This window comes from Janthinobacterium sp. (assembly GCF_031995485.1).
Lineage (GTDB): Bacteria > Pseudomonadota > Gammaproteobacteria > Burkholderiales > Burkholderiaceae_D > Janthinobacterium.
In genome coordinates this window covers 58,250-75,855 of the sequence record NZ_DAMAGB010000009.1, presented here as the reverse complement: position 1 = coordinate 75,855, position 17,606 = coordinate 58,250, and the positions used below count along the sequence as shown (strand labels likewise).

The following is a 17,606-nucleotide window of genomic DNA, read 5'->3' as shown; positions in this document are numbered from 1 at the left end:
CTGTAGTCAATCTGGCATGACGACCAACTGTGCCACCGGCAGAAGTGACTAGCCCTGCCGGTGCGCCGCCAAATTAGCCGCTTCAATTTTGTGGATTTTGATCTATATCAATAAATTTGCAGCGGCGACTCCTTACACTGATCCACGTTCTTGCAATCCTGCAAGCTTTGTTCATTTACCCGCGTCCAACTTGCCGTTGACGCACCTGTCCGGGAAGCCGTCATGCGCCAGAATTTGCCAGTTACCAACCGTGAAACCCTGGTCCTCGAAGACCAGGCGATCGTCTCGAAAACGGACCTGAACGGCAACATCGTGTATGTGAATCCGTATTTCAGCCAGGTCAGCGGTTTCAGCGAAGCGGAGCTGCTGGGCGCGCCGCAAAACATCGTGCGCCACCCCGACATGCCGCCAGAAGCGTTTGCCGACATGTGGGCCTCGCTGCAGGCCGGCACGCCCTGGACCGGGCTGGTCAAGAACCGCTGCAAGAATGGCGACTACTACTGGGTGCGCGCCAACGTCACGCCGATCCGCGAGGCGGGCCAGACGGTCGGCTACATGTCGGTGCGCGTGAAAGCCGACAAGGACCAGGTCAAGGCAGCCGAAGAGGCGTATCACGCGATCCGCAACCAGGAAGGCGGGCGCATCGTCATCAAGCATGGCCAGATCGTGCGCCCGGGCCTGGCCCATGTGCTGCACAAGCTGACCCATATGTCGCTCAATCTGCGCATCTGGATGGCCACCAGTGCCGTCAACTGCCTGCAACTGCTGGTGTGCGCGATCACCCTGTTTGCGGCCGGCGGCGCGGCAACCAACTACGGCATCTTCGGCGCCACCCTGGTCGGTTTCCTGATCAATGTGTTCCTGTGGTACACCTTGCGCACTTCGGTGCTGCAGCCGCTGAACAAGGCGCTGAACGGCGCGCGCGCGATTGCCGCCGGCGACCTGTCGGGCAGTTTTGAAACCGACAGCACCGATGAAGTGGGCCAGCTGCTGCGCGCGCTGCAGCAGATGAACAGCAACCTGATCGCCACCATCCGCGACGTGCGCATCAATGTCGAAACCATGGCCGTGGCCACCAAGCAGATTGCGGTCGGCAATATGGACCTGTCGGGCCGCACGGAATCGCAGGCGGCCAGCCTGGAAGAGACGGCGTCGAGCATCGAGGAATTTTCCTCGACCGTCAAGCAGAACGCCGACAACTCGGTGCAGGCCAGCGACCTGGCCGTGGCCGCCTCGAAAGTGGCGGTGCAGGGCGGCGAAATCGTCGCCGACGTGATCACCACCATGGATGAAATCAACACCTCGTCGAAGAAAATCGTCGACATCATCGGCCTGATCGAAGGCATCGCCTTCCAGACCAATATCCTGGCCCTGAACGCCGCCGTGGAAGCGGCGCGCGCGGGCGAACAGGGCCGCGGCTTTGCCGTCGTGGCCGGTGAAGTACGCAACCTGGCGCAGCGCTCCTCGCTGGCGGCGAAAGACATCAAGCAGCTGATCGATATTTCCGTCGGCAAGGTCGGCGCCGGCATGCTGCAGGTCAACCGCGCCGGCACCACCATGGAACAGGTGGTCAGCTCGGTACAGCAGGTGACCGCCATCATGCAGGAAATCTCGATCGCCTCGCGCGAACAGAGCATCGGCGTCGACCAGGTCAACAACGCGATTGCCCACATGGACCAGGTGACGCAGCAGAACGCGGCGCTGGTCGAGGAGGCGGCGGCCGCCGCTACCCGGCTGTCGGAAGAAGCGGCCAGCCTGTCGCAGGCCGTCAGCCTGTTCAATTTCGGCAAGATGCCGCCAGCGCGCCGCGTCATCCCGGCCAGCACCGGACGCGGCGCCGCCAACGCCGGTGCCGCCGGCAAGAGCGCCGGCCTGAAACGCCTGGCCGCCTGATCTTTACAAGAAACGAACCATCATGCCTACATTACTCAGCACCGCTTCCAACGAACTCGACGCCGTGGTCGAATTCGATCCCGTCATTATCGGCAAGATGAGCCAGTCAGGCCCGCGCTACACCTCGTACCCGACCGCCGACCGTTTCACCGCCGACTTTGGCTATGGCAATTTCCTCGAAGCGGTGGCCGCCCTGCGCATGCGCGGCGGACGCCGTCCGCTGTCGCTGTATGTACACGTGCCGTTCTGCGACACGCTGTGCTACTACTGCGCCTGCAACAAGATCATCACCAAAGACCGCAGCAAGGCCGCCACCTATCTCAGCTACCTGAAGCAGGAAATCGCCATGCAGGCCAAGCTGTTTGCCGGCATCAACCAGATCGAGCAGCTGCATTTCGGCGGCGGCACGCCCACTTACCTGAGCGAAAAGCAGATGGACGAACTGATGGCGCACCTGCGCCAGCATTTCGACTTCGCTGCCGACGCCGATGGCGAATATTCGATCGAAATCGATCCGCGCACGGTCTCGCGCGAGCGCGTGTTTTCGCTGCGCGCGCAGGGCTTCAACCGCATCAGCCTGGGCGTGCAGGACTTCGACGCCGACGTGCAGAAAGCCGTCAACCGCATCCAGCCGGAAGCCGAAACGGTGGCCGTGATGCAGGCCGCGCGCGACGCGGGATTCCGCTCCGTCAGCATCGACCTGATCTATGGTTTGCCCAAGCAAAGCATGGAAACCATGACGGAAACCTTGCGCAAGGTGATCAACGCCAGCCCGGACCGCATCGCCCTGTACCACTACGCGCACATGCCGCACCTGTTCAAGCCGCAGCGCCGCATCCTGGACGCCGACATGCCCGACAGCAGCACCAAGCTGGCCATGCTGGGCCTGTGCATCGCGCGCCTGACGGCTGCCGGCTATGTGTATATCGGCATGGACCATTTCGCCAAGCCGACCGACGACCTGGCCGTGGCGCAGCGGCAAGGCCGGCTGCACCGCAATTTCCAGGGCTATTCGACGCGCGCCGAAGCGGACCTGATCGCCTGTGGCGTATCGGCCATCAGCTCGGTGGGCGCCGTCTACAGCCAGAATGAAAAAACGCTGGACGCGTATTACGAAAAACTCGATGCCGGCGTGCTGCCGATCGCGCGCGGCATCAAGCTGGAAACGGACGACATGCTGCGCCGTATCATTATCCAGATGCTGATGTGTAATTTCGAACTGTCGATCGCCACCATCGAGCAGGCCCATCCGGTGATCTTCCGCAGTTACTTCGCCGACGAGCTCGACAAGCTGCGCGAACTGGCGCGCGATGGCCTGCTGGTGATCGAGGAAGACTGGCTGACGGTAACGCCGAAAGGGCGCCTGTTGATCCGCAATATCTGCATGGTGTTCGACCGCCATCTGGCGCGGGCGCGCGCCAACGCCACGCCGGATGCACCGCAACCGCTGCGCTACTCGAAAACGGTGTAACGCCAAGCGATGAATGCCCTCAGTCTCCTGCCGCTGTTTATGGTCGGCCTGGCCGGCAGCGTGCACTGCATCGGCATGTGCGGCGGCATCGTCGGCGCGCTGTCGGTGGGCGTGCCGGCTTCGCCTCCACGCGCGGTGATCGCGATCCACGCGCAGCGTACGGTATCGGACAGCAATGCGCTGCGCGTGCTGGCCTATAACGGCGGGCGCATCGGCAGCTACATGCTGGCCGGCGCGTTGGCCGGCGGCCTGGCCGGCGCCGGCATGGTCAGGATGGCGTCATTGCAAATAGCCGGCTACTGGCTGGCCAACCTGATGCTGGTGGCGCTGGGCCTGTATCTGATGGATGCCTGGCGCGGCCTGGCACGGCTGGAAGCGGCCGGCAACCTGGCATGGCGCCGCGTGCGCCCGCTGCTGGCGCCCCTGATGCCGATGGACACGCCGTTCAAGGCGCTGGCCGTTGGCGGGCTGTGGGGCTGGGTACCGTGCGGCATGGTCTACAGCGCCTTGCTGACGGCCATGATGGGGGGCTCCGCCGTGCATGGCGCGGCCGCCATGGCGGCGTTCGGCCTGGGCACCTTGCCGACGCTGCTCGGCATGGGCCTGCTGGGCGCGCGCCTGCGCCAGCAATTGCAGCGCCGCCCCGTGCGCATCGCCAGCGGCTTGCTGGTGCTGGGCTTCGGCCTGCTCGGTTTGCTACGCGCGGCCAACGGCGTCTCGCTGGGCTGGCTCGACGCCCTGTGCGTGGCGCCCCATCCATGAAAAAAAGAATCCCATGAACGCCGTTTTACAATCGACCGACTGCTTCCATTGCGGGCTGCCCGTACCACCGGGCTCGCGCTGGCGCGTCACCATCGACGAGCTGGAGCGCGCCATGTGCTGCCCCGGCTGCGAAGCGGTGGCACAGACCATCGTCGACATCGGCCAGAGCAGCTACTACCGCGAGCGTGACGACTATGCCGCCAACGCGGCGGACGCCGCCATGGTGCCACCCGAGCTGCGCCTGTACAGCAATGACGATGCGCAATTCGCGCGCGACGCCAGCAGCTGCGAAGCGACCCTGTCGGTCGAGGGCATCCGCTGCGCCGCCTGCGTCTGGCTGATCGAGCGCCAGCTGACGCGCCTGCCCGGCGTGCAGGCGGCCAGCCTGAATGTCGCCACCGAACGCCTGTATGTGCGCTGGAGCAAAGCGCAGTGCGAGCCGGGCGACATCCTGCAGGCGGTGCGCCAGGTCGGCTATACCGCCTATCCGTACGACGCCGTGCGCCATGGCGAGCAGCTGCAGAAGGCCAGCAAGACGCTGGGCCGCCAGCTGTTCGTGGCCGGCCTGTCGATGATGCAGGTGATGATGTATGTGGCGCCGTCCTACCTGGCGGCCGAGGACGGCACGCTGGACCCGAACATGGCGTCCTTGATGCGCTGGGCCAGCCTGCTGCTGACCTTGCCTGCCATCTGCTACTCGGCGCTGCCGTTTTTCCAGGGCGCCTGGTCCAGCCTGCGCGCGCGCACGCTGGGCATGGACGTGCCCGTCACCCTGGGCATCCTGGCGGCGTTTTTCGGCAGCGTGGCGGCCACCGTTACCGGCCGTGGCGACGTGTATTTCGACTCGGCCACCATGTTCATTTTCCTGCTGCTGTGCAGCCGCTATTTTGAACTGCAGGCGCGCCGCAAGGCCGCCTCGGCGCTGGAGCGGCTGCAGCATGCCTTGCCGGCATCGGCTACTTTGCTGGCCGGCTTTCCCGACAGCCGCGCGCCCACGCTGGTGCCGGCCGGCAGCCTGGTGGTGGGCGACGTGATCCTGGTCAAACCCGGTGAAGCGATCGCCGCCGACAGCGTGATTATCGAAGGCAACAGCGCGCTCGACTTGTCCTTGCTGACGGGCGAGAGCGCGGCGCAGCGCCGCAAGACCGGCGAGCGGGTGCCCGGTGGCGCCATCAACGCCAGCGCCGCGCTGCTGCTGCGCGTCTTGAAACCGGCGCGCGAGAGCACGCTGTCCGACCTGCTCAAACTGATCGAGCGGGCCGGCAGCGGCAAGCCGCAGATCGCGCAGTGGGCCGACAAGGTGGCGGCCTGGTTCGTGCTGGGCCTGTTGATCTTCGCGCTCGCCGTGTTTGTCTTCTGGAGCTGGCACGATCCGTCGCAGGCGTGGCCGGTGGCCATTGCGGTGCTGGTGGTGTCGTGTCCGTGCGCCTTGTCGCTGGCCACGCCGACGGCGCTGGCGGCCGCCACCGACAGCCTGCTGCGGCGCGGCGTGCTGATCGTCCAGCCGCATGTGCTGGAAACCTTGCACCGCGCGACCCATATCGTGTTCGACAAGACGGGCACCTTGACCCTGGGCCGCCCGGTCCTGAAACAGACCGACAGCCTGGGCGAGCTCGATGCGCACGCCTGCCTGCAGCTGGCCGCCGCGCTGGAAACAGGCAGCGCCCATCCGCTGGCGCAGGCCATTCTGGAGGCGGCAGGCAGCATCGATCACGGCCATGCGCAGCAGCTGCAGGAGGTGCAGGGACTGGGGCTGGAGGGGGTTGTCAACGGCGTATGCTATCGCCTTGGCAATGCGGCGTTTGTAGCGGCCATGGCCGGCGCGCCGCTGGGCGACACGGCCATCGGCATAGACGGCATGACACCGCTGTACCTGGGCACGCAGGATCGATGGCTGGCGCGTTTCCTGCTGAGCGACGCCTTGCGCCCGGAAGCGCGCGAAGTGGTCGCGTATTTCCAGCGCCATGGCAAGCAGGTGGTGCTGCTCAGTGGCGACCAGGAAGCGCTGACGCAGAGCGTGGCGCGCGAGCTCGGCATCGGCACCGCCTGCGGCGAATGCCTGCCCGATGAAAAACTCGATTTCGTGCAGCAGCTGCAGGCCACCGGCGCGGTGGTCGCGATGGTCGGCGACGGCATCAACGACGCCGCCGTGCTGAGCGCGGCCGACGTCTCGTTCGCCATGGGCTCCGGCGCCGCGCTGGCGCAGGCGCATGCCGATACGGTGCTGCTGTCCAGCCAGTTGCGCTCGGTGCTCGACACGGCGCAAACGGCCGCGCGCAGCATGCGCATCATCCGCGAAAACCTGGGCTGGGCCACCCTGTACAACCTGACCGCCATTCCCGCCGCCGCGCTGGGCTTTCTGAACCCGTGGCTGTCCGGCGTCGGCATGGCCGCCAGCTCGGCGGTCGTGATCGCCAACGCGCTGCGCCTGAGGAAAAGCTGATGGAGTCCCTGTACCTGCTTATTCCGCTCAGCATCGCGGTCGTCTTTATCGCGCTGTGGATTTTTTTCAAGGCCTCCGACGGCGGCCAGTTCGACGACCTGGTCGGCCCGGGCCTGCGCGTGCTGCAGGATGACGATACGACGCCGGCGCAGCCCGCTCCGCCAGGACCGGATCAGCGCGAATAGCTGCCGGCCGGCGTGTCCGCCCGCTGGCACACCACCCCATACCAGCCCAGCCCCTTGTAGGTTTCGTAGCCCGGCGTGGCGGCGAACGAGACCGTCATGTCGCCGTCGCGGTAGAAACCGGCGCGGCGCTGGTCGGGGTGCAGCGGAAACACTTCGCTGAGCACGCCTTCGCCATCGGAACTGGCCAGCACGCGAAACGACGAATCGAGAAGCATGCAGCGCGTGCGCGACCACTCCGCTTCGCTCAGGCGAACCCCCTTGACCACCGCCTGCGCCTGCGGCGTCCAGTCGAAGAAGATCACCAGCGCGCCGAGCACCTTGCCGTGCGTCGCGCCGCCTTCGCGGATGGCCGTCGCATAGGTGGCCACCTGGGCGCCATGCAGCAGCGAAGCGGTGCACACGTCGGCGGCAATGTAATCTTCGCCGCTGGCCGTGTTCAGTGCCGCCTTGAACCAGGGCGCCCGCGCAACATTGCGCCCCGTCACAGCATACTGCTCGCCGCGCCCGCTGGCCACGATGGTGCCGTCGGCGTCGAGCACCCAGATATCCTTGTAGACGGTATAGCTGTCGAGGATCACGGACAGGCGCTGCGACGCATGGACACTGGCTTGCGCACTGGCATCGGCCAGGCATGCCACCAGCGACGCGTCGGTAGCCCACCAGCGCACATCGCACGAGCGCTCGTACAGGTTGCGGTCGATGATGTCGATCATGTTCAGGGCCAGGTCGGCGCAGCGCTGGCCTTCGTGCGACTGCATGCGGCCGATCATCACGTCGCCGAGCGCGGTCAGGCTCGACAGCGAGCCGACCAGCTCCTTGTTCAGGCTGTCGGTGACCTCGCCGATGCGCTGCGACACCTGCTTGACCTGGTTTGCCACCACGGCAAAACCGCGCCCCGCGCTGCCCGCGCGCGCCGCCTCGATCAGCGCATTGAGTGCCAGGAAATTGGCTTCGCGGTTGATGTCGTTGATGTCGCCGATCTTGCTGGTGGCGAGTTTACGGACCTGATGCGTGAGATCAACGATTGCCTGTGGATTTGCCATGTGGACTCCCTCCTTTTTGAATTAACAGCCATGCAAAAAGCGGGCCAGCAAATTTAATACGGTAAAGATACTATTAAATAACTTTATATATCAAATTGCACTATTTTGGCTCGCCGGATTTTGCACTGCACCATCGCGCACGATGGGCCTCCGATGATGGTGAGAAATGGCGAGATTGCTTGACCGGCCATGATGAAACGGCGGCCGTCACGCCGACGCTGCCTGTCGCTGGCAGGGATCGGTGCCGCCTTTTTTTACCCAGGTCAGGAATTATTTTGCTGCTGCCGCACTACGCAAGTTTCATCTGGGGAATTTTGATCCACATCAAAGTTTTTTGAGGGCCCAACCCTTACTCTCTGGCCACCATCATAAATAGTAATTCCAGGGAGAGTCTTTGTGGATCAATCGCTGAACTATAACTACAAGATCGTGAAGCAATTCGCGGTCGCTACTGTGGTATGGGGCGTCATCGGCATGCTGGTCGGCGTCATCATCGCCGCCCAACTGGCATGGCCTGCCCTGAACCTCGACATACCGTGGCTCACCTACGGCCGCCTGCGGCCGCTGCACACGAACGCCGTGATTTTCGCCTTCGGCATCTGTGGCCTGTTCGCCACCTCGTACTACGTGGTACAACGCACCTGCCAGGTGCGCCTGTTTTCGGACAAGCTGGCCGCCTTCACCTTCTGGGGCTGGCAGGCCGTGATCCTGTGCGCGGTCGTCTCGCTGCCAATGGGTTTCACGCGCGGCAAGGAATACGCCGAGCTGGAGTGGCCGATCACCATCCTGATCGCCATTGTCTGGATCTCGTATGCGATTGTGTTTTTCGGCACCATCATCAAGCGCAAGGTCAAGCATATCTACGTGGCCAACTGGTTCTTCGGCGCGTATATCCTGGCCGTGACCATCCTGCACGTGGTGCAGGGCGCCGTCATGCCGGCCTCGTTTACCAAATCCTACTCGGCCTACACGGGCGTGCAGGATGCGATGATCCAGTGGTGGTACGGCCATAACGCGGTGGGCTTCATCCTGACCGCCGGCTACCTGGGCATGGTCTACTACTTCATCCCGAAACAGGCCGAGCGTCCCGTCTACTCGTACCGCCTGTCGATCGTCCACTTCTGGGCGCTGATCTTTACCTACATGTGGGCCGGCCCGCACCATCTGCACTACACCGCACTGCCTGACTGGACCCAGTCGATCGGCATGGTCTTCTCGCTGGTGCTGCTGGCGCCAAGCTGGGGCGGCATGATCAACGGCATCATGACCCTGTCGGGCGCCTGGCACAAGCTGCGCACCGATCCGATCCTGAAGTTCATGATCGTCTCGCTGTCGTTCTACGGCATCGCCACCTTCGAAGGCCCGATGATGTCGATCAAGACCATCAACTCGCTGTCGCACTACACCGACTGGACCGTGGCCCACGTGCACGCGGGTGCCCTGGGCTGGGTCGGCTTCATCACCATGGGCTCGATCTACTACCTGCTGCCACGCGTGGCCGGCCAGACGAAGATGTACAGCACGCGCCTGGTCGACGTGCACTTCTGGGTCGCCACCATCGGCATCGTGCTGTATATCGCCGCGATGTGGATTGCCGGCGTGATGCAGGGCCTGATGTGGCGTGCGGTCAACCCGGACGGCACCCTGACCTACACCTTCGTCGAAGGCGTGAAAGCCACCTATCCGTACTACGTGGTGCGCGCCGCCGGCGGCCTGCTGTACCTGACCGGCATGTGCGTCATGGGCTACAACACCTACATGACCCTGCGCGGCACCAAGGTGCCTGTCGCACGCATCCCGGAACTGAACGCGGCGCACGCCTGATAGGAGCAAAAGCAAATGAAATTCTCACATGCATGGATTGAAAGAAACCCCTGGCTGCTGATCGGCCTGGTCACCCTGGTGATCAGCGTCGGCGGCGCCGTCGAGATCGTGCCGCTGTTCTTCCAGAAGAGCACCACGGAACCGATCGCCGGCCTGAAACCGTACTCGCCGCTGCGCCTGGCCGGCCGCGACATTTATGTGCGCGAAGGCTGCTACAACTGCCACTCGCAGATGGTGCGTCCGCTGCGCGCGGAAACCGAACGCTATGGCCACTATTCGGTGGCCGGCGAGTTCGTCTACGACCGTCCGTTCCAGTGGGGTTCCAAGCGTACCGGTCCCGACCTGGCCCGCGTCGGCGCCCGCTACAGCGACGAATGGCACCGCACCCACCTGAACAACCCGCGCGACGTGGTGCCGGAATCGAACATGCCGGCCTACCCATGGCTGGCAAAAACCAAGCTGGTGCCGGAAGACATCGTGCCCAAGCTGCGCGCGCTGCAGCGTCTGGGCGATCCGTACAGCGACGAAGAAGTCAAGGCCGCTCCGGAACAGCTGAAGGACAAGACGGAAGAAGACGCCCTGGTCGCCTATCTGCAGGGCCTGGGCACATTAATCAAAACGAGGAATTAGCATGGCAATCGAGAATCTGTTCGACAGCGCCAGCAGCGTCATGACGGTGGTTTCCTTTACGACGTTCGTGGGCATCCTGTGGTGGACCTTCCGCCGCAGCAATAGCGACTTCGACGCGGCGGCACGCCTGCCGTTCGCCGACGAGGCGCTCGACCATCCGGCGCAAGCCGCAGCAGCTCAAGAGGAGCGCAAACATGGCTGACTTTACCAGTGGTTTCTGGAACCTCTTCATCATCGTGCTGACACTGCTGGGCATCATCGGCTGCGGCATTTTGCTGTACTCGCAGTCGAAAGTGACGGTGCTGCCGGGCGCGCCGGCCGACGGCACCACCGGCCACGTGTGGGACGAGGACCTGAAGGAACTCAACACGCCGATGCCGCGCTGGTGGATGTGGCTGTTCTACATCACCATCGTGTTCGCGCTGGCCTATCTGTTCCTGTATCCGGGCCTGGGCAATTACGCCGGCAAGCTGGGCTGGAAATCGTCGGGCCAGTACGAGCAGGAACTGAAAAAGGCGGAAGCCGAATACGGTCCGCTGTTCGACAAGTACCTGAAGCAGGACCTGAAAACGGTGGCCGCCGATCCGCAGGCGAACGCCATCGGCCAGCGCCTGTTCCTGACCTACTGCGCGCAGTGCCATGGTTCGGACGCGCGCGGCAACAAGGGTTTCCCGAACCTGACCGACAAGGACTGGCTGTATGGCGGCAACCCCGACATCATCAAGACCACCATCATGCATGGCCGTAACGGCATCATGATCCCGATGGGCGCCGCTCTCGGTTCGGAGCAGGATATCGAGAACGTGGCCCACTACGTGCTGAGCCTGTCGGGCTCGACTTCGGACCCCGTCAAATCGGTGCTGGGCAAGTCGAAATTCGGCGCCTGCATGGCCTGCCATGGCGCCGACGCCAAGGGCAACCAGCAGCTTGGCGCACCGAACCTGACCGACAAGATCTGGCTGTATGGCGGCAGCGCCGACACCATCATGGAAACCATCCGCAAGGGCCGCAACAACACCATGCCCGCGTTCGGCGACTTCCTTGGCGAGTCGAAAGTGCACGTGCTGTCGGCGTATATCTGGAGCCTGTCCAACCCCCAGCCTGCGGTCCCTGTGAAGTGATGTGATGGAACCCCAAGTCATCAAGATGTATGCGGCCCGCGAGCAGATCTACCCTCGCGAGGCCAAAGGGCGCTATGCAACCTGGCGCTGGGTGTGCGTCTGGCTCACCCAGCTGGCGTTCTACGGCTTGCCGTGGCTCAACTGGAACGGCAGGCAAGCCCTGCTGTTCGACCTGACCACGCGCAAGTTCTACATTTTCGGCGTCGTGCTGTGGCCGCAGGATTTCATCTATCTGGCGGCCCTGCTGATCATCGCAGCCTACCTGCTGTTCCTGGTCACGGCGATAGCCGGGCGGGTCTGGTGCGGCTTTTCCTGTCCTCAAACCGTCTACACCGAAATCTTCCTGTGGGTCGAACGCAAGATCGAAGGCACGCGCAGCGCGCGCATGGCGCTCGACCGGCAGGGCCCTTCGGTGCGCAAGACCGCCAAGAAGGTGGCCAAGCACCTGGCGTGGGGCGCGATCGCGCTGTGGACGGGGTTTACCTTTGTCGGCTACTTCACGCCGATCCAGGACCTGGTGCAGGAAGTGCGCACCTTTGACTTCGGCCCGTGGGAATGGTTCTGGATCCTGTTCTACAGCCTGGCCACTTACGGCAACGCGGGCTGGCTGCGCGAACAGGTATGCAAATACATGTGTCCGTATGCGCGCTTCCAGAGCGCGATGTTCGACCAGGACACCCTGATCATCACCTACGATGAAAAACGCGGCGAGCCGCGCGGTGCGCTGAACAAGAAGGCGGCCAAGGAAGGGACGGAAAAAACCCTGGGCGACTGCATCGACTGCACCCTGTGCGTGCAGGTCTGTCCGACCGGCATCGACATCCGCAACGGCCTGCAGTATGAATGCATCGGCTGCGCCGCCTGCGTCGACGCCTGCAACAGCGTGATGGACAAGGTCGAGCGTCCACGCGGCCTGATCCGCTACAGCACCGACCATGCGATGGAGAACAACTTCAGCGCGAAGCAGATCCGCCAGCGGGCCATGCGTCCGCGCGTGCTGATCTATACCTCGATCCTGGCGCTGATCGTGATTGCCGTCTGTACTTCGCTGTTCCTGCGCACGCCGCTGAAGATGGACGTGATCCGCGACCGCGGTTCGATGGGCCGCGAAGTGGAAGACGGCATGATCGAAAACGTCTACCGTCTGCAGATCATGAACACCTCGGAACAGCGCCAGCACTTCAAGATTGCGGTCTCTGGCCTGCCCGGCTTGACCTTGCTGACGCGCGACGAAGTGACCTTGCAGCCCACCGAAACGCTGGGCTGGCCGGTGCGCCTGCGCGTGCCGCACGGCGTGGGCGAGAAGGGCTCGAACAAGATCCAGATCGAGCTGCAGTCGCTCGACGAGCCGTCCCTGCATGTGCGCGAAAGCGCGGTATTCATTGTGCCGAGGTGATGTCGATGTTCGGGGTCGGACCCTGTGGGTCCGACCCTGGCATTGCGCCGTTGGGGTACAAAAAAATTGTGCGTCAAATTAACGTTAGTTTTAACCCGGAAGCAAGAGCTGGGGTCAGACGGGGACGCCGAGTCCCACAGGGTCTGACCTTCAAGGAGATCCAAATGTCCAAAACCGCCAAACTGCAACCTCCCGCCGATCCCTGGTACAAGCACCGCTGGCCGTGGCTGCTGATGATCGGCCCCGGCCTGTCTGTCGTGGTCGGCAGCTTCATGGGCTATATCGCCTTCACGCAACCCGATGCGCTGGTAGTGGGCGACTACTACAAGCAGGGCAAGGCGATCAACCAGGACCTGCGCCGCGATACGGTCGCCAGCGACCTGGCGATGGATACCAGCCTGGCCTACGACGTGGCGCAATCGCGCCTGACCGGCGCCGTGCACAGCTTCGGCAAGCCCTACCTGCAGCCGTTGCAGCTGCACCTGGCGCATGCCACCCTGCCTGAAAAAGACATCCGCCTGATGGTGCAGCCCGATGCCGACGGCAATTTTTCCGTCTCGCTGCCGATGCTCGAACGCAGCCGCTGGCAGGTGCTGGTGGAAGACAACAAACGGGTCTGGCGCCTGTCGGGCATCTGGACCTGGCCGGCCCAGCGCAGCATTGCCTTGCGCGCCGACAGCGAGCTCTGATTATTTGCAGACGTCGGTGCCGGCCGTAATCGCTTTCAGCTTGGCCGGCTGCAGGATCTCGATCTCGCGGTTCGACACGCGCAGCCAGCCTTCCTTCTTGAATTTCGACAGCAGGCGGCTGACGCTTTCGATGGTCAGGCCCAGATAGTTGCCGATTTCCTCGCGCGACATGCGCAGCTGGAAGTTGCTGCCCGAATAGCCACGCGCTTCGTAACGCGACGCCAGGTTGACGATAAAGGCGGCGAAGCGCTGCGTGGCCTGCATATTACCGAGCAACAGCATCACGCTTTGCTCGCGCGTGATTTCCTGGCTCATCATGCGGTGGAAATGGCGCAGCAGGGTCGGCATATTGCCCAGCAATTGCTCCAGGCTGGAAAACGGGATCTCGCACACTTCGCTGTCTTCCAGCGCCACCGCATTGCAATGATGGCGGTCGGCGCTGATGGCGTCCATGCCCAGCAGTTCGCCGGCCATCTGGAAACCCGTCACCTGTTCTTCGCCGCCCGGATTGATCTGGTAGGTCTTGAAGTGGCCGAGACGGATCGCATACAGGTTCTGGAACGAATCGCCGATGCGGAACAGCGAGGCGCCGCGCGCCACCTTGCGGCGCCGTCCGATGATCTGGTCGAGGCGATCCATGTCGCCCACATCGAGTCCCATCGGCAAACACAACTGGTGCATGCTGCAGGTGGCGCAGCGCGCACGCAACGCTTCCACGTTCACGGTGGGCAGGGTTGGGGTCAATAGCGCTTGTATCATGGTGAGTACCTTTAAGAAAATACAACAACAAGTTTACTGTATCCGCCGGGCCCGTGTGCCAATTTCGGCGAAATGCGGCCAATGAATGACTTTCTTCATGTATTTCCATTGCATCAGCACCACAAGCCCGCGCTTGCCAAGTTGACCTATTGATAGGAGAATTCCTCAGAGCATCTATGCCGCTTGCCATGCAAAGGAAATTATGAAGCCACTCGGCATCAAAGCAAAAGTCGCGCTGGCGACCAGCCTGACCTCGGTCGCCATGATCGCCCTGGTGACCCTGGTACAAGTGCAGCGCATGCGCGACGACTTCACCAAAGTATTGTTAAGCCAGCAAACGGCCATGATCGACCGCACGGCCGAAGAACTCGACGACAAGCTCGGCATGCTGCTCGACGTGATCACCGAAACGGCGCGCCGCCAGCCGGCCGCGCTGATGGAGCAACCGGCGCAACTGCGCGACTACTACACCCAGCGCGCCATGCTGGCCCTGTTCGACGACGTGCTGGTGCTAGATGCACACGGCAAGGTGGTCAGCGACGTGCCCGAAGTGCCGGGGCGCAGCGGCATCGAGGTGGCCGACCGCGAGTATTTCCAGACCGTCATGCGCACGCGCCAGCCGATGATCACCGAGCCGCTGCTGGGCAAGACCAGCGGCCTGCCGATCGTGCAGATGGTGGCGCCCGTGCTGGGCAAGGACGGCGAGGTGGCCGGCATCATCATCGGCGTGCTGCGCCTGTACAAGGATAACCTGCTGGGCGACCTGCGCCATGCCAAGGTGGGCAAGAACGGATATTACTTCATCCTGACCCAGGGCAAGGTGCCGCTGTATGTGCTGCACCCGGACCCGGCCAAGCTGCTGCAGCCGCGCGCGCCCAACGCCAATCCCACCACCAGCGCGCTGATCGCCCGCGGTGGCGAAGGCAGCATGGTCAGCAGCAACAGCCGCGGCGTGAAGGCCGTCAACAGTTTCAAGCGCCTGAAATCGGTCAACTGGCTGCTGGCAGCCTCCTTGCCCATCGACGATGCGTTCGAGCCGTTCGACGGCGTGCTGTACCGCCTGGTGCTGTGGAGCGCCTGCGCCTCGCTGCTGGCGGCGCTGGTGCTGGGCTGGGTGACGGTGCGCCTGCTGTCGCCGCTGGTGCGCCTGCGCAACACCCTGCTGGCGCTGCGCAACAACGGCCAGCGCTTCACGCCGCTGCCGGTAGAGCAGCGCGACGAGATCGGCGAACTGACGGCGGCCTTCAACAGCCTGATGAGCGAGCGCGACCGCCTGCAGCACGAAGTCGAGGCGCGTGCGGCCGAGCTGGAACAGGAACGCGACCGCGCCGAAGCGGCCAACCGCGCGAAAAGCGATTTCGTCGCCAACATGAGCCATGAAATCCGCACGCCGCTGAACGCCGTGCTGGGCATGGTGTATTTGCTCGGCAATACCAAGCTCGATACGGAACAGCGCAAATACCTGACCATGGTGCGCGTGGCCGGCCAATCGCTGCTGGGCATCCTCAACGACGTGCTCGACTTTTCCAAGATCGAGGCGCGCCGCATGGACCTGTCGCCGGTCGAATTCGACCTCGACGAAGTGATGAACACGCTGGCCACCACCATGACCATGAACGCCGGCGAAAAGGAGCTGGAGCTGGCCATCGCGGTCGATGCGGACGTGCCGCGCCGCCTCGTCGGCGACGCCCAGCGGCTGCAGCAGATCCTGGTCAACCTGGCCGGCAACGCCATCAAATTTACCGCCAGCGGCGAAGTGGTGGTGGCGGTCGGCCTGGCCCAGCAAACCGCCGACCAGGCCTGGCTGCGCTTCGAAGTGCGCGACACCGGCATCGGCATGACGCCGCAGCAGCAGGAACAATTGTTTACCGCCTTTTCGCAGGGCGATCAAAGCATCACGCGCCGTTTCGGCGGTACCGGCCTGGGCCTGGCAATCAGCAAGCACCTGATCCACATGATGGGTGGCGATATCGCTGTCGCCAGCAGCGAAGGCAAGGGCAGCCGCTTCTGGTTCAGCGTGCCGTTCGAGGCGCTGGCGCAGCCGAACGAAGAGCGGCGCAAGCCGGCGCTGGGCCAGTTGCGTTTGCTGGTGGCCGACGACAACCGCACCACGCGCGAACTGATCGTGAAACTGATCGAAGCCTGGGGCTGGGCCGCCGACGAAGTCGATTCTGGCTTTGCCGCCATCGAGCTGTACCGCGAGCGCCTGGAGCAGCAGCAGCCGTACGACGTGGTGCTGGCCGACTGGCATATGCCGGTGATGGACGGCCTGGCCACGGCCAAGGCGATCCGCCATGCGGCCACCGGCCAGCGCCAGCCCATCGTGGTGATGGTCAACGCGTTTGCCCGCAACCACCTGGAAGAAATCTCGAGCGCGGCCGAAGCGGACGTGGTGCTGATGAAGCCGATCACGGGTTCGAGCCTGTTCGACGCGCTGCACCAGGCCCTGAATGCCAAGCAGGACGGCGAGCAGCATATCGCGCTGCAGCAGGCCGGCACCGAACTGGCCGGCGTGCATTTCCTGCTGGTGGAAGACAATCATTTGAACCAGGCGGTGGCGCGCGGCATCCTCGAGCACATGGGCGCCACGCTGGACGTGGTGGGCGATGGCCTGCTGGCCGTCGAGCGCCTGCGCGCGGAAGCGCCGCGCTACGACATCGTGCTGATGGACATGCAGATGCCGGTAATGGACGGCTTCAGCGCCACCCACATCATCCGTACCGAATTACGCCTGACTCTGCCCGTGATCGCCATGACAGCCGGCGTGCTGGCCTCCGAGCGCGAGCGCTGCATGACGGCCGGCATTACCGACTTTATCGCCAAGCCGGTGGTGGTGGAAGAGATGATGGAGGTGATCGGCCGCTACCTGCCCAGGCCGCCGCAGCCGCCCGCCGAAGTACCACGGCCGGTATTCGACGAGGAAGTGTTTTCGATGGCCGCGCTGATGCGCGTGATGGGCAAAGACGCCAAGGGCAGGGCAGTGCTGCGGCGCATGGTGGAAGACGCGCTGAGCAAGGGCATGGCGCCGCTGCGCACGGCCGGGGAAGCGCTGCAGGCAGGCCGCCACAGCGACGTCGCGCGCATCCTGCACGGCCTGCGCGGCTCGGTGGGAACGCTGGGCACCAAGCGCCTGATCCGTGCCTCGTTTGCCACCGAACAGGCGATCGACGAAGGCCGCCATGGCGAGGTACCGGCGCTGCTGGCGCAAACGGTGCTGGAGCTGGAACAGGTGCTGCTGGCGGCGGCCGATTGGCTGTCGCGGCTGGAGGATTGAATTACCGTGAAGCGGCGTAGGTCGGATAGCGCTTGCGCGTAATCCGACATCACCAACGGCGCCAACAATGTTGTCGGATTACGCGTGGCTGCGCCCCGCCAATCCGACCTGTGCGA

14 protein-coding genes are annotated in these 17,606 nt (G+C 63.8%); 12 read left to right on the top strand and 2 right to left on the bottom strand.

Translation table 11 applies throughout. The annotated features are described in order from the left end of the window. The first annotated feature begins 222 nt into the window (after positions 1-222). The 5 genes from RTQ46_RS08735 to ccoS are packed head-to-tail and all read left to right on the top strand — an operon-like array spanning position 223 to position 6,754. Positions 223-1,893 carry a methyl-accepting chemotaxis protein gene (locus tag RTQ46_RS08735; protein WP_312435926.1) on the top strand — a complete coding sequence of 557 codons (1,671 nt, stop codon included), beginning with the start codon at positions 223-225 and terminating at the stop codon, positions 1,891-1,893. Positions 1,894-1,915: 22 nt separating this feature from the next. Further along, on the top strand, positions 1,916-3,364 hold the full coding sequence (hemN, locus tag RTQ46_RS08730; RefSeq protein WP_312435924.1) for an oxygen-independent coproporphyrinogen III oxidase: 1,449 nt from the start codon (positions 1,916-1,918) through the stop codon (positions 3,362-3,364). Positions 3,365-3,373: 9 nt separating this feature from the next. After that, positions 3,374-4,126: a sulfite exporter TauE/SafE family protein gene (locus tag RTQ46_RS08725; protein WP_312435922.1), complete on the top strand. Its 753-nt coding sequence runs from the start codon at positions 3,374-3,376 to the stop codon at positions 4,124-4,126. 13 nt (positions 4,127-4,139) lie between these two features. Then, entirely contained in the window at positions 4,140-6,569 is a 2,430-nt protein-coding gene (locus RTQ46_RS08720; RefSeq protein WP_312435920.1) for a heavy metal translocating P-type ATPase, read from the top strand. Continuing rightward, entirely contained in the window at positions 6,569-6,754 is a 186-nt protein-coding gene (gene ccoS / locus RTQ46_RS08715) for a cbb3-type cytochrome oxidase assembly protein CcoS (RefSeq protein WP_312435918.1), read from the top strand. The genes RTQ46_RS08720 and ccoS overlap by 1 nt, the downstream gene beginning before the upstream one ends. Here ccoS and RTQ46_RS08710 read toward each other — a convergent pair. Further along, positions 6,742-7,797, bottom strand: coding sequence for a methyl-accepting chemotaxis protein (locus RTQ46_RS08710; RefSeq protein ID WP_312435917.1), 1,056 nt, complete (start codon positions 7,795-7,797; stop codon positions 6,742-6,744). The genes ccoS and RTQ46_RS08710 overlap by 13 nt on opposite strands. 396 nt (positions 7,798-8,193) lie before the next feature. Here RTQ46_RS08710 and ccoN point away from each other — a divergent pair, with 396 nt between their 5' ends. The 6 genes from ccoN to RTQ46_RS08680 all read left to right on the top strand — a co-directional run bounded on the left by ccoN (position 8,194) and on the right by RTQ46_RS08680 (position 13,457). Next, positions 8,194-9,621 (top strand): cytochrome-c oxidase, cbb3-type subunit I, encoded by a 1,428-nt coding sequence (gene ccoN / locus RTQ46_RS08705; RefSeq protein ID WP_312435915.1) that lies wholly within the window; start codon positions 8,194-8,196, stop codon positions 9,619-9,621. 15 nt (positions 9,622-9,636) lie between these two features. Next, positions 9,637-10,251 carry a cytochrome-c oxidase, cbb3-type subunit II gene (gene ccoO / locus RTQ46_RS08700; RefSeq protein ID WP_312435914.1) on the top strand — a complete coding sequence of 205 codons (615 nt, stop codon included), beginning with the start codon at positions 9,637-9,639 and terminating at the stop codon, positions 10,249-10,251. Position 10,252: 1 nt separating this feature from the next. After that, positions 10,253-10,453: a cbb3-type cytochrome c oxidase subunit 3 gene (locus RTQ46_RS08695; protein ID WP_312435913.1), complete on the top strand. Its 201-nt coding sequence runs from the start codon at positions 10,253-10,255 to the stop codon at positions 10,451-10,453. Further along, complete coding sequence (gene ccoP, locus RTQ46_RS08690) at positions 10,446-11,372, top strand: cytochrome-c oxidase, cbb3-type subunit III (RefSeq protein ID WP_312435912.1); 927 nt, start codon at positions 10,446-10,448, stop codon at positions 11,370-11,372. The genes RTQ46_RS08695 and ccoP overlap by 8 nt, the downstream gene beginning before the upstream one ends. Before the next feature lie 4 nt (positions 11,373-11,376). Beyond that, positions 11,377-12,768 carry a cytochrome c oxidase accessory protein CcoG gene (gene ccoG, locus RTQ46_RS08685; RefSeq protein WP_312435911.1) on the top strand — a complete coding sequence of 464 codons (1,392 nt, stop codon included), beginning with the start codon at positions 11,377-11,379 and terminating at the stop codon, positions 12,766-12,768. A 164-nt stretch (positions 12,769-12,932) separates the two neighbouring features. Further along, positions 12,933-13,457, top strand: coding sequence for a FixH family protein (locus tag RTQ46_RS08680; protein ID WP_312435910.1), 525 nt, complete (start codon positions 12,933-12,935; stop codon positions 13,455-13,457). On the opposite strand, the gene fnr is transcribed toward RTQ46_RS08680, so the two are convergent. Then, positions 13,458-14,216: a fumarate/nitrate reduction transcriptional regulator Fnr gene (fnr, locus tag RTQ46_RS08675; RefSeq protein WP_312435909.1), complete on the bottom strand. Its 759-nt coding sequence runs from the start codon at positions 14,214-14,216 to the stop codon at positions 13,458-13,460. A 202-nt stretch (positions 14,217-14,418) separates the two neighbouring features. On the opposite strand from fnr, the gene RTQ46_RS08670 reads away from it, so the two are divergent. Then, positions 14,419-17,490 carry a response regulator gene (locus tag RTQ46_RS08670; protein ID WP_312435907.1) on the top strand — a complete coding sequence of 1,024 codons (3,072 nt, stop codon included), beginning with the start codon at positions 14,419-14,421 and terminating at the stop codon, positions 17,488-17,490. Positions 17,491-17,606: the final 116 nt, after the last annotated feature.

Bases quoted from the DNA above. Each gene is read 5' to 3' on its own strand.
- RTQ46_RS08725 (WP_312435922.1), top strand. From the start codon at position 3,374: ATGAATGCCCTCAGTCTCCTGCCGCTGTTTATGGTCGGCCTGGCCGGC.
- RTQ46_RS08720 (WP_312435920.1), top strand. From the start codon at position 4,140: ATGAACGCCGTTTTACAATCGACCGACTGCTTCCATTGCGGGCTGCCC.
- ccoS (WP_312435918.1), top strand. From the start codon at position 6,569: ATGGAGTCCCTGTACCTGCTTATTCCGCTCAGCATCGCGGTCGTCTTT.
- hemN (WP_312435924.1), top strand. From the start codon at position 1,916: ATGCCTACATTACTCAGCACCGCTTCCAACGAACTCGACGCCGTGGTC.
- RTQ46_RS08735 (WP_312435926.1), top strand. From the start codon at position 223: ATGCGCCAGAATTTGCCAGTTACCAACCGTGAAACCCTGGTCCTCGAA.
- RTQ46_RS08680 (WP_312435910.1), top strand. From the start codon at position 12,933: ATGTCCAAAACCGCCAAACTGCAACCTCCCGCCGATCCCTGGTACAAG.
- ccoG (WP_312435911.1), top strand. From the start codon at position 11,377: ATGGAACCCCAAGTCATCAAGATGTATGCGGCCCGCGAGCAGATCTAC.
- fnr (WP_312435909.1), bottom strand. From the start codon at position 14,216: ATGATACAAGCGCTATTGACCCCAACCCTGCCCACCGTGAACGTGGAA.
- RTQ46_RS08695 (WP_312435913.1), top strand. From the start codon at position 10,253: ATGGCAATCGAGAATCTGTTCGACAGCGCCAGCAGCGTCATGACGGTG.
- RTQ46_RS08710 (WP_312435917.1), bottom strand. From the start codon at position 7,797: ATGGCAAATCCACAGGCAATCGTTGATCTCACGCATCAGGTCCGTAAA.
- ccoP (WP_312435912.1), top strand. From the start codon at position 10,446: ATGGCTGACTTTACCAGTGGTTTCTGGAACCTCTTCATCATCGTGCTG.
- ccoO (WP_312435914.1), top strand. From the start codon at position 9,637: ATGAAATTCTCACATGCATGGATTGAAAGAAACCCCTGGCTGCTGATC.
- RTQ46_RS08670 (WP_312435907.1), top strand. From the start codon at position 14,419: ATGAAGCCACTCGGCATCAAAGCAAAAGTCGCGCTGGCGACCAGCCTG.